Origin of the sequence: Flavobacterium sp. CF136 (genome assembly GCF_000282055.1) — a bacterium.
Taxonomy (GTDB): Bacteria; Bacteroidota; Bacteroidia; order Flavobacteriales; family Flavobacteriaceae; genus Flavobacterium.
Genome location: NZ_AKJZ01000069.1, coordinates 1 through 10,938 on the forward strand (window position 1 = coordinate 1; position 10,938 = coordinate 10,938).

10 protein-coding genes are annotated in these 10,938 nt (G+C 33.9%); 3 read left to right on the forward strand and 7 right to left on the reverse strand.

The window, feature by feature from the left end:
- Positions 1 to 407: 407 nt before the first annotated feature.
- Positions 408 to 1,121 carry an endonuclease/exonuclease/phosphatase family protein gene (locus tag PMI10_RS17885; protein ID WP_007810598.1) on the reverse strand — a complete coding sequence of 238 codons (714 nt, stop codon included), beginning with the start codon at positions 1,119 to 1,121 and terminating at the stop codon, positions 408 to 410.
- A 15-nt stretch (positions 1,122 to 1,136) separates the two neighbouring features.
- A complete protein-coding gene (locus PMI10_RS17890; protein WP_007810599.1) occupies positions 1,137 to 1,583 on the reverse strand; it encodes a GNAT family N-acetyltransferase in 447 nt (148 codons plus the stop codon).
- Between the two features lie 274 nt (positions 1,584 to 1,857).
- Here PMI10_RS17890 and dnaX point away from each other — a divergent pair, with 274 nt between their 5' ends.
- Positions 1,858 to 2,943 (forward strand): DNA polymerase III subunit gamma/tau, encoded by a 1,086-nt coding sequence (dnaX, locus tag PMI10_RS17895; protein ID WP_007810600.1) that lies wholly within the window; start codon positions 1,858 to 1,860, stop codon positions 2,941 to 2,943.
- A 46-nt stretch (positions 2,944 to 2,989) separates the two neighbouring features.
- Here dnaX and PMI10_RS17900 read toward each other — a convergent pair whose 3' ends face one another.
- Positions 2,990 to 3,313, reverse strand: coding sequence for a hypothetical protein (locus PMI10_RS17900; RefSeq protein ID WP_035632166.1), 324 nt, complete (start codon positions 3,311 to 3,313; stop codon positions 2,990 to 2,992).
- 55 nt (positions 3,314 to 3,368) lie between these two features.
- Between PMI10_RS17900 and PMI10_RS17905 the strand changes: the two genes are divergently transcribed.
- Positions 3,369 to 3,656: a DNA polymerase III gene (locus tag PMI10_RS17905; protein ID WP_238539485.1), complete on the forward strand. Its 288-nt coding sequence runs from the start codon at positions 3,369 to 3,371 to the stop codon at positions 3,654 to 3,656.
- A 116-nt stretch (positions 3,657 to 3,772) separates the two neighbouring features.
- Here the strand turns inward: PMI10_RS17905 and PMI10_RS17910 are convergent, their stop codons facing one another.
- From PMI10_RS17910 to PMI10_RS17925, 4 genes are all read right to left on the reverse strand, one after another.
- Positions 3,773 to 4,354, reverse strand: coding sequence for a TMEM175 family protein (locus PMI10_RS17910; protein ID WP_007810602.1), 582 nt, complete (start codon positions 4,352 to 4,354; stop codon positions 3,773 to 3,775).
- A gap of 120 nt (positions 4,355 to 4,474) precedes the next feature.
- A complete protein-coding gene (locus PMI10_RS17915) occupies positions 4,475 to 5,365 on the reverse strand; it encodes a Ppx/GppA phosphatase family protein (RefSeq protein ID WP_007810603.1) in 891 nt (296 codons plus the stop codon).
- A gap of 31 nt (positions 5,366 to 5,396) precedes the next feature.
- A complete protein-coding gene (ppk1, locus tag PMI10_RS17920) occupies positions 5,397 to 7,478 on the reverse strand; it encodes a polyphosphate kinase 1 (RefSeq protein WP_007810604.1) in 2,082 nt (693 codons plus the stop codon).
- 5 nt (positions 7,479 to 7,483) lie between these two features.
- The gene (locus tag PMI10_RS17925; protein WP_007810606.1) at positions 7,484 to 7,969 is read right to left on the reverse strand and encodes a SixA phosphatase family protein; all 486 of its coding nucleotides are present in this window, start codon (positions 7,967 to 7,969) and stop codon (positions 7,484 to 7,486) included.
- A gap of 608 nt (positions 7,970 to 8,577) precedes the next feature.
- Here PMI10_RS17925 and PMI10_RS17930 point away from each other — a divergent pair.
- Positions 8,578 to 10,938: SprB repeat-containing protein (locus PMI10_RS17930; protein WP_007810607.1), on the forward strand; the 2,361-nt coding region annotated here is incomplete at its 3' end.

Here is a 10,938-nt window from a genome sequence, read left to right on the forward strand (position 1 = left end):
AAATTTTCAGGAGCTATTCCTGCTGTCCGCTGTATCTTTTTCTGGCTAAAAAAGCCAAAAAAAGGATGCCGCTCCCATCAGGGCTAGAGCAAACATTTTCATAAGAAAATTATGTTTTCAAAAAGATACCACAATCTAAGTCCTTGCGAGGAACGAAGCAACCACACTACTAAAAAAAAAATGATTCAGCAAATGAGATTGCTTCGTTCCTCGCAAGGACTACAAGAAACAAACACAAAGAGTAACACAATATTGTCATTTCGACGAAGGAGACCCGAGCGTTAGCGAACAGACGAAATAAATCACACAAGATAATCACACACTAAAGTCGAATATTGGATATGATTTCTCCTTCGTTAAAATTGTAAAAAACAAAAAGTCCATCATAAAATGACAGACTTTTAAACTCATACCCCAAACTTCACAATCAAAGGTTTATGATCACTGTACATTTTCCAATCTTCATAACTTCCTATTTCAACGCTTTCTAAAACTTCAATAAAATCATTTGAAGCAAAACAATAATCAAGATGATACGGTTTATTTTCATGACGATACAAAAACAAAGTCGGATGCATTTCTTTTCCTTGTTCCTGATCATAGAATTTATGATAAACACTAAATATATTTTTCTCCGCTAATTTAGTGACAACTGTAGAATGATTGCCTTCTCTCCTTGGTTTGTCCCAAATCGTATTGCTGTTAAAATCTCCAATTAAAATCGTTTTAGTACCCGAAAGCAGTTTTTCATAATAATTAATTGCTTTCCAAACCTGAGTCACATATTGTCCGTCTTTATCCTGTGGGTTATTTGCCCAGACAGCAAACAAAATAAAATCTACTTTTCCTTTGGTAACAGCAATTGGCAGCACATTTTTGAAATCAGGATTATGACAATCCAAAAGTTCGAACCTGTAATCGCTATACGAAAAAACACCAAGACCTTTATTTTGGTTTGCACCATACCAAAGCATATCCGTTGGTAACGGAACATCTTTAGAAAATTTCAATCTTTCGATATTTTCACATTCCGGAATTATCAAAATATCTGGTTTATGTACCAAAATAAAACCTGCTTTTTTTCTGAAAGCCATATTACAATTCCAGGTTATAATTTTCATCTTGGTATCATTATTTTATTCTGTTTTTTGGTTCAACTCAAATAAAATATAAGAACCGTTTTCATTTTCGTCTCTCGCTTTCTCAATAAATCCAATTTTTTTATAAAATCCAATGGCACCAATATTTTTCTCCAGACATTTTAACACTACGGGAAATTTTATTTTCTCTGTTGCAGCTTTCAAAAGCGCTTTTCCAATCCCTTTTTTATGATATGCTTCATCAATATACAAATGATGAATAAAGTTATCCCGCATCCAGACAGAAATAAATCCGATTACCTTTTCGTCATACAGTGCCGTTAAAATATATTCTCCTTTGGTTTGGGTATCAAAATCTAATAAATCAAATGTTTTTGGATCTGCCCAGACAAAAGTGTTTTTACGAACTTTTAGAAATAGCTCTCGTAACGAATTTAAATCCCTTTTTCTGAATTCAATGATTTTTAATAATTTGGCGTCCATAAATATAATTTGTTTTTTCTTTCCTTACCAAAGCAATATTAGTTTAATCAATCTGATTGTTATTTTATTTGTTCGTTTTTAAAGTTAGCAATAGTCAACAGATTATATTCCCTCCTAAAATTAATCTTTTTTCATTAAATAAATTTCAATTTATCTAATCCTCTTAATGATAAACGATAAAACCTACAGCTATTCAAACAGTTGAAATCTTTCAATTTTTAAATTTTTAAATCACTAAATTATACTCTATATTTGCTATCGAATAAAAAAGAATATGGAACAATTTGTAGTATCGGCCCGTAAATACCGCCCACAAACGTTTAAGGATGTAGTGGGACAAAAAGCCATTACCAACACGTTGCTGAATGCCATAGAAAGCAATCACCTTGCTTCTGCTTTATTGTTTACAGGACCTCGTGGGGTTGGGAAAACAACCTGCGCACGTATTCTGGCCCGAAAAATAAATCAGCCTGGATATGATGATCCTAACGAAGATTTCGCCTTTAACGTTTTTGAGTTAGATGCAGCTTCAAACAACTCGGTTGATGATATTCGTAACCTTATTGATCAGGTTCGAATCCCGCCACAAACCGGGCAATACAAAGTTTATATTATTGACGAGGTTCATATGTTGTCTTCGGCTGCTTTTAATGCTTTTCTGAAAACATTGGAAGAACCGCCAAAACATGCTATTTTTATCTTAGCGACAACAGAGAAACACAAAATTATTCCAACGATTTTATCACGTTGTCAGATTTTTGATTTCAAAAGAATCACTGTTAAAGATGCCAAGGAACATTTGGCTGATGTTGCTGCAAGTCAGGGAATCAATTTTGAAGACGATGCTTTACACATTATTGCTCAAAAAGCTGATGGTGCAATGCGTGATGCTTTATCGATTTTTGACCGTGTAGTTTCATACTGCGGAACTAATTTAACGCGTCAGGCCGTAACCGAAAACCTAAACGTTTTAGATTACGAAACCTATATCAGCATTACCGATTTACTTTTAGAAAATAAAATTCCGGAACTTTTACTGGCGTACAATGACATTCTTTCAAAAGGTTTCGACGGACATCATTTTATTGCCGGTTTAGCTTCACATTTCAGGGATTTATTGGTCAGCAAAACTCCTGCAACTTTAAGTTTGCTTGAAGTTGGTGAGCAGGCACAACAAATGTATGGTGTACAAGCGCAAAAATGTTCTCAGGACTTTTTATTAAAAGGAATTGACATTGCCAACGACTGTGATTTAAAATACAAATTAAGTCAGAATCAACGTCTTTTAGTCGAATTATGTCTGATGCAATTAGCCTCTATCAATTTTGATGGAGAAAAAAAAAAGTTAAGCAATTCATAATTCCACCCACTTACTTTAAAAATGGCGGATATTCTATAGTTGAAGTTCAACAGCCAAAAGCTGAAATTTCAAATACGAATTCCCAAATTCCAAAATACGAAACTGTAAATACTGAGGAAAAAGTCAACAACAATGTCAGCGAAAGCAATGATGCCAATGTATACAGCGCAACAGTTGAAATTCCCAAATCTGAAGAAACCGTTGTAAATCCATTAACTGTAACTCCAAAATCAGAAGTTAACAGCGAACCAAAAGTTTCTGCCTTTTCTTTATCGAGTATTCGCAAGAAAAAAGAACTGGAAGCAAGCAGTAAATCATACGTAAAACCTTCTTCTGTTCTGCCAACAGAAGAATTTACGGAGACTGACATGTTATTGCACTGGAACAAATATGCACAGCGCTTGGGCGAAAAAGGTTTTAAAATCATGGAATCGTTGTTATTAATTAACGACCCAACTTTAAACGGGACTACGATTACATTAGAGCTGCCAAACGAAGGATCCAAACTGGATTTTGAAAGTCAGATTCACGGACTGTTAGGACATTTAAAAGGACACCTTCACAATCATGATATAACAATTGAAGTTGTAGTAAACGAAGCCATCGAAAGCAAACGTAGTTTTAATGATCAGGACAGATACAATCGTTTATTAGAAATAAATCCAAATATTGAACTTTTGCGTTCTACATTTGGGTTGGATTTACATACATAAGATTTTCATTCTTCAAATCTAATTCAAAACAAGTGTCAGGATGAGGCGGAGCGGAGTCGAAGCCCTTCCGTTTGAGATAAAACTCGAATCGATTGAAAAATTGATTTCATTATAAATCAATCTTTCGAAGCAAAAACCCTTTCAATTCTTTTATCCGGAATAAGCCATATTAAAGCTACTGCCAGATAAGCAGCTCCGGAAATCCACTCACTGAAAAAAGAACAAATAATTCCAAGAATATACAAAATCGTAGAAGCAATTCCTTTAAAGTCTTTCCCTATTGCTCTTGCCAATATTGAATTTTCTCCTTCACTGATAATTATAATTCTCTGCAAAATAAAATAAGCTATTGAAGAGAATACTAATACAATACCATACAACGTCATCGAAGCTTTTGCAAAATTATGTTCTCCCATCCAGCCTGTAGCTACCGGAACCAGCGAAAGCCAAAAAAGTAAATGCAGATTTGCCCAAAGAATTTTTCCGTTGACTTTGCTCATTCCATGAATCAGGTAATGGTGATTGTTCCAGTAAATTCCAATATAAATAAAACTCAGGACATAACTTAAAAATTTAGGAAACAAGGGTTTCAAATCTACAAAATCGACACCATGAGGTACTTTTATTTCTAAAACCATAATGGTGATAATAATGGCTAAAACACCATCACTAAAAGCTTCAAGTCTTGTTTTGTTCATTTTAAAAATAATTATTGTTGGCCAGAATTATAATTTTATTTTTTTGCCACAGATTAAAAGATTTTCACAGATTCTTTGTTAAAAAATCTACAGGAAGGAATCTGTGGTTTATTTTTTTAATTAAATTTTATCGTAGTACATAGCTTTTACGATTCCGTCTGAAAGTCCAATTTTTGGAACATAAATTTGTCTTGCCCCACTCCATTTCATTGCGTTCAGATAAATTCTTGTTGCATGGATAATTACGTCGGCACGATCTGAGTTCAAACCCAGTTCGGCAATTCGTTGTTCGTAAGTCAGGGAATTTAAAAATGCATATTGTGAATTGATATAAATATAGGAAAGCGGTTTTTCCTGCTGTTTTCCTGACATTTTAAACAATTTATTAATATTTCCACCGGAACCAATCAGTGTTACTTCTTCGTAATCTTTAGTATTGGCCTTAATCCATTTTTCAATTTCATCCCAAACAACATCATGTACCATATCGTTCAGCAAGCGTACCGTTCCTGCTTTAAAAGATCTTGAATTTATCATTTTTCCATCAGCGAACAAAGTAAACTCGGTGCTTCCTCCACCAACATCAACAAAAAGATAGGTTTGGTCTGTTTTAAGCAAATGATGCAAATCAGTCGAAGCAATAATGGCTGCTTCTTTTTTACCATCTATAATTTCGATATTTATGTCTGCCTTTTTCTTTATCAATTCCACAACTTCCTTACCATTATAAGCCTCACGCATTGCCGAAGTTGCAAAAGCCATATATCGTTCTACTTTATGTACTTTCATTAAAAGATTGAATGCTTTCATGGCATCCACCATTCGATCTATATTTTCTTCAGATATTTCACCAACTGTAAAGGCATCCTGTCCTAAACGAATTGGTACACGAACAAGCGAACTTTTATTAAATTGAGGCTCTTTTCCTTCTTGTTCTACAACATTCGATATCAGAAGCCTCATGGCGTTTGATCCGATATCTATTGCTGCATATTTTTTTATTTTAATCATGCTCACTTATGATTTGAAAATTTAGGTATAATTAATTTATTTTCTGAACAACTTCTTCGATTGCCTCAATTTTATTTTGGTAATATTTATAGGTCTCAAATTGTGCTCTAAATGGGGCATGATGATTTCGGGGCTTATATTTATTATCTAATTTATAGGATTGGTATCTCACTTTAACATTACCTTTCCATGCTATATTAAAATTATCAATTAGTTCTTTTTTAATTTCAAGATCATATATTGGACAGGTAACTTCAACTCTTCCATCAAGGTTTCTGGTCATAAAATCGGCAGAAGAAATATACACTTCTGTTAAACCTGCATTTCCAAAAATATAAACTCTTGAATGTTCCAGGTAATTATCGACTATACTAATTGCTTCAATATTTTCGCTCATGCCTGGAATTCCCGGAATCAACGAACAAATCCCTCTTACCTGAAGCTGGATTTTTACTCCTGCGTTACTGGCTTCGTATAATTTATCGATCATTTTAAAATCAGACAAACTATTCATTTTAAGCTTTATATGTGTTTTTCTTCCGGCCAAAGCGTGCAGGATTTCACGATCTATAAGTTTAATAAATTTAGAGCGTGTATAATGTGGGGATACAATTAAATGTTTATATCTGTTTACTCTGTAATTGATATCGAAAAATTCGAATATTTTGGAAATATCTTTCAGAATTTGCTGATGACAGGTAAACAAAGTAACATCGGTATATATTTTGGCGGTTGCTTCGTTAAAATTTCCTGTCGAAATAAAACCATATCGACGGGTTTTTCCATCTTCAATTCTTTCTATTACACATATTTTACTGTGAACTTTTAAGCCTTTTATTCCAAAAATAAGTTCGATTCCTTCTGTTTGCATTTGTTCTGCATACGAAATATTACTGGCTTCATCAAAACGTGCCTGTAATTCTATTTGAACTGTTACTTTTTTACCGTTTTTAGCTGCATTGATTAAAGAACTGATAATCTGTGAATTCTTGGCAAGGCGATATAATGTGATTTTTATACTTGTTACTTTTGGATCTAAGGCTGCTTCACGCAAAAATTTTGTTAAGTATGAAAAAGACTGGTATGGCGCATGTAATAAATAATCTTTTTTATTGATTTTCTCCAGAATACTTCCTCCTAAGCTCAAGCCGGGAATTGGCAAAGGGTCATTGGTTTTATAAAGCAAATCAAATCTTCCTAGGTTTGGAAAATTCATATAATCACGTCGATTATGATATCTTCCGCCGGGAATTATACTATCCGTTTCTACAATTTTCATTTTATCGAGAAAAAATCGCAAAGTATCATTTTCGATTTGACTATCATAAATAAACCGGACAGGCTCCCCTATTCGTCTGTCTTTTACGGATGTTGCAATTTTTTCGAGCATACTTTTACTCAAATCGCTGTCAATATCCAACTGTGCATCACGTGTAATTTTAATCATGTGTGCCGATACACTTTTATAGTCGAAAATATTGAAAATGTTTTTCAAATTATGACGAATCACATCATCAATCAGAATTACATAGTGTTTATCATCATTAGACGGTAAAACCACAAATCTGTTTATCGTTTTAGGAATTTCGATTATGGCATATCGAATTTCGTCATTTTTATTCATTTCTAACCGGACTGCCAAATATCCTAAAGTATCTTTAAGAACAGGAAATTCTGCTAAATCATTTAATATAATGGTTACTAATTCCGGACTTAATTTTTGAATAAAAAAGTCTTTCAGGTAATTTTCCTGCTCATTTGTAATTTCATCTTCTTTGATCATAAAGATATTCTCAGCCTCAAGCTCAGCTTCTATATTACTTAAAATACGTAAACTTTCAGACTGCTGCTGAATTACGATTTCGGTAATATCCTTAATTAACTGATGAGCAGAGACTCCGCCTAAATATTTTTCGCCGGAAATCCCGGAAAGGCTCAACCTTCGGATTGCAGCATAACGGACCCTGAAAAATTCATCTAAATTATTTGAAAAAATTCCAACAAAGCGTAATCTGTCTAATAATGGGACTGTATTATCAGCCGCTTCCTGAAGTACTCTTGCATTAAACGCTAACCAACTTTTTTCTCTGTCTATATATTTCTGTTCGTGCACGTTATTTATTTTAAATCTTTGGGGAAAATTGTTTTATGAGTTTTGCCTTTATTTATTTTATCCCAACTATCTTCTTCAAATCTCAGCGAGACAAAACCTGAAGTTGGGACATTCTCAATAAAAACATCCCCAAATTTATTAACAAAATTTGTAATAGCCTCGTTATGTCCAAAAAGAATAACGCTTTCGAAACTATTATCACACGATTTGATAACTTTTTCGAGTTGTCTGTCATCAAAAGTATATAATTCGTCCTTATATAAAATACTTTCTATGGGATAGGATATGTTTTGTGCAAAAATAAGAGCAGTTTCTGTAGCACGTGCAGCTGTACTGCTCCAGATTATGTATGTTTTAGGGAGAAACTTTGTAATATTTCCTGATACACTATGCGCATCCAGTATACCTCTTTTCATTAAAGGTCTGTCAAAATCTTTAAGTGGTGCTTCCCAACTTGATTTTGCATGGCGTATTAAAATTAAATTTTTCATAAACAGTGTGTATTTATAATCTTGATATAAGATAAAAGCGGTTACTATTTTAATTCATGTTCTAATTTACAAAAGAAATTCTAATAGTCCTCCTTTTTTTAATTCTGTTAACATTGCTAAAAACAATTACACAAATGCGAAATCTGTAATTTTTAAATTTTTACAAAAAACTGAAAGTTCATTTTTATCAAAAAGTGAATTTCAACTATAAAAAACCACACTTCATCGATGTTTTAAAATATTTAAATAAATTTTTAAGTATTTGATTTACAATAACTTAAATAAAATTAAAATTTACATATTTTAAATATTTTTAAATTAAAGAGCCTCTTTTTTAGTGTTATAAAAAGAACCAAAAATATCTTTTTTAAAAGAATATGTAACAAAAAAACACATTTCAACGAGTTTTCAGGTTAGTTACAGACAAAAAAAAGCAAATTAGACCAATCTACATAACTTTGATTTAATAAATTTTATGTTAAAAATTTGAGATATCAATAATTTACTTTTTCTCAAATTGAATCGATCCAAATGTTTTTTTTTAACCTATAAAAAGACAAAAGAATTCAAAAGCATTATTTAATCCTAACTTAATAAAATTAGAGATTATGAAAATCATTACTTATTTATTTACATCTAAAAATATTAGAAACGTTTTTATAACGTTCACTCTACTATTTAACATTCTTTTTTCATTTTCACAAGTTGATTTACGAACCTGTAACTATGATTGTACATCTAATAACTACACCCTTAAAGATGTCTATCTGAGTTTATCTAATGTAAATGGTGATCCGATAACCAATACTACCTGTACCATAGGAGAAGTACGGCAGGTATATATTTTTCTTAATTATTCTTCAAATTCTAATTCAAACATTTATTTTGCAAGATTAAACTCCGACCTTACCATAGCGGGAGTAACGACTTTTGTAAATGTTTTACTTGGAACCATAGTTCCCGGGGATAACAAAAAACTACTGTATGGCCCTTTTAACTGGACCTGCGGTGACGAGTTAAGCCTGAGTAATACTATAATTGCCTGGAAAACGAATAGTAATAACGATCCAGGGACAAATTATTCCTGCAGTAGTTATACAAACTCACAATGTGATTTTACAAACTCATTTACGATTTCAAAACCTTTAGCTGTTCAATTTACTTACAAAGCTTGTAAAACCGGAACAAACACAACGGTTAAATTCACATCTACAACAAACGGAGGTATTGCACCTTATACCTATGCCTGGGATTTTAATAATGATGGAGGGGCTCCTGATTCTACCATTGCTAATCCTACTTATACGTATACAACATCAAATAATTCGGCAAAATTAACAGTAACCGATACACAAAATTTAACCAACACTTACATTCTTCCAATTGTTGAGCCTACTGAAATTATGTTAAGTGAAAGTCATACAAATATAGGGTGCAGCGGAGGGACAACATCTTTAACTTTAACAGTTACTGGCGGAACTCCCGGGTATACCTATTTATGGAATACCGGTGCCACCACAAAAGATTTGTCTAACATTGCTCCTGGTACTTATACGGTAACGGTTACTGATGCAAACAGCTGTACAAAAACCCAGTCTTTTATCATTAATCAGCCAACTAGTTTAAGTGCTACAACCTCGCAAACAAATGTAACTTGTTTTGGAGGTTCTGACGGAACTGCAACTGTAACACCTGCGGGAGGAACAGCGCCATATACTTATGCATGGTCACCTTCAGGAGGAACAAATGCTACAGCCACTGGTCTTAGTGCTGGAAATTATAGTGTTATTGTTACTGATACAAATAACTGTACGCTAACTAAAACAGTAACAATTATTGATGGTGATTCTATTATTCCTGTAATAAATCCGTTACCTTCTCCAACAACTATAGATTGTCCAGCTTTACCGGTATTTGCAACAGCTACTGCAACAGACAATAGTGGTGTAATATCATCTTTAACGTTTGTGGATTCAATTACAAACAATTGTGTTGGTTCCTATACTCAAATTAGAACCTGGACTGCTAAAGATGCCTGTGGAAATACTTCAGCTCCTGTTAGTCAAACAATAACAGTACAAGATATTACAAAACCAACATGGACAACCACTGCAACAGCTCTAAATGTAACTTTACAATGTAGTGACATTACAGGTTTGGCTGCTGCACAGGCATTATTCCCTGTAGCTTCCGATTTATGTGATGCTGATGTTTCGAATATCGTAAAAATAAGTGGTCAATTTATGGCTCAAGGTTGTGCCAATGCCGGAACGTATACCAATACCTGGACAGTCAAAGATGATTGTGGCAATACTTCCGATACTTTCACCCAAGTAATTACCATTGAAGATACTACAGCACCAACATGGACAACCGCAGCGACTGCTTTGAATGTGACTTTGCAATGCAGTGATATCTCAGGCTTGGCAACTGCACAAGCAGCATTTCCGGTGGCTACAGATAATTGTGGAGGAACGGTAACCTATACTAAAACCAGCGGAGCTTTCTCTGCAGGTTCTTGTGTTAATTCCGGAACTTATACCAACACTTGGGTTGCCAAAGATGTCTGTAATAATTCTTCAACAACTTTCACACAAACCATTACCATTCAGGATACTACCGCACCAGCATGGACAACCGCAGCTGCGGCTCTAAATGTTACTTTGCAATGCAGTGATATCTCAGGTTTGGCTACTGCGCAGGCAGCATTTCCGGTGGCTACAGATAATTGCGGAGGAACGGTAACCTATACTAAAACCAGCGGAACTTTCTCTGCAGGTTCTTGTGTTAATTCCGGAACTTATACCAATACATGGGTTGCCAAAGATGTCTGCGATAATTCTTCAACAACTTTTACGCAGGTAATTACCATTCAGGATACTACTGCCCCTACATGGACAACCGCAGCTGCGGCTCTAAATGTTACTTTGCAATGCAGTGATAGTGCTGGTTTAGCTGCTGCACAAGCT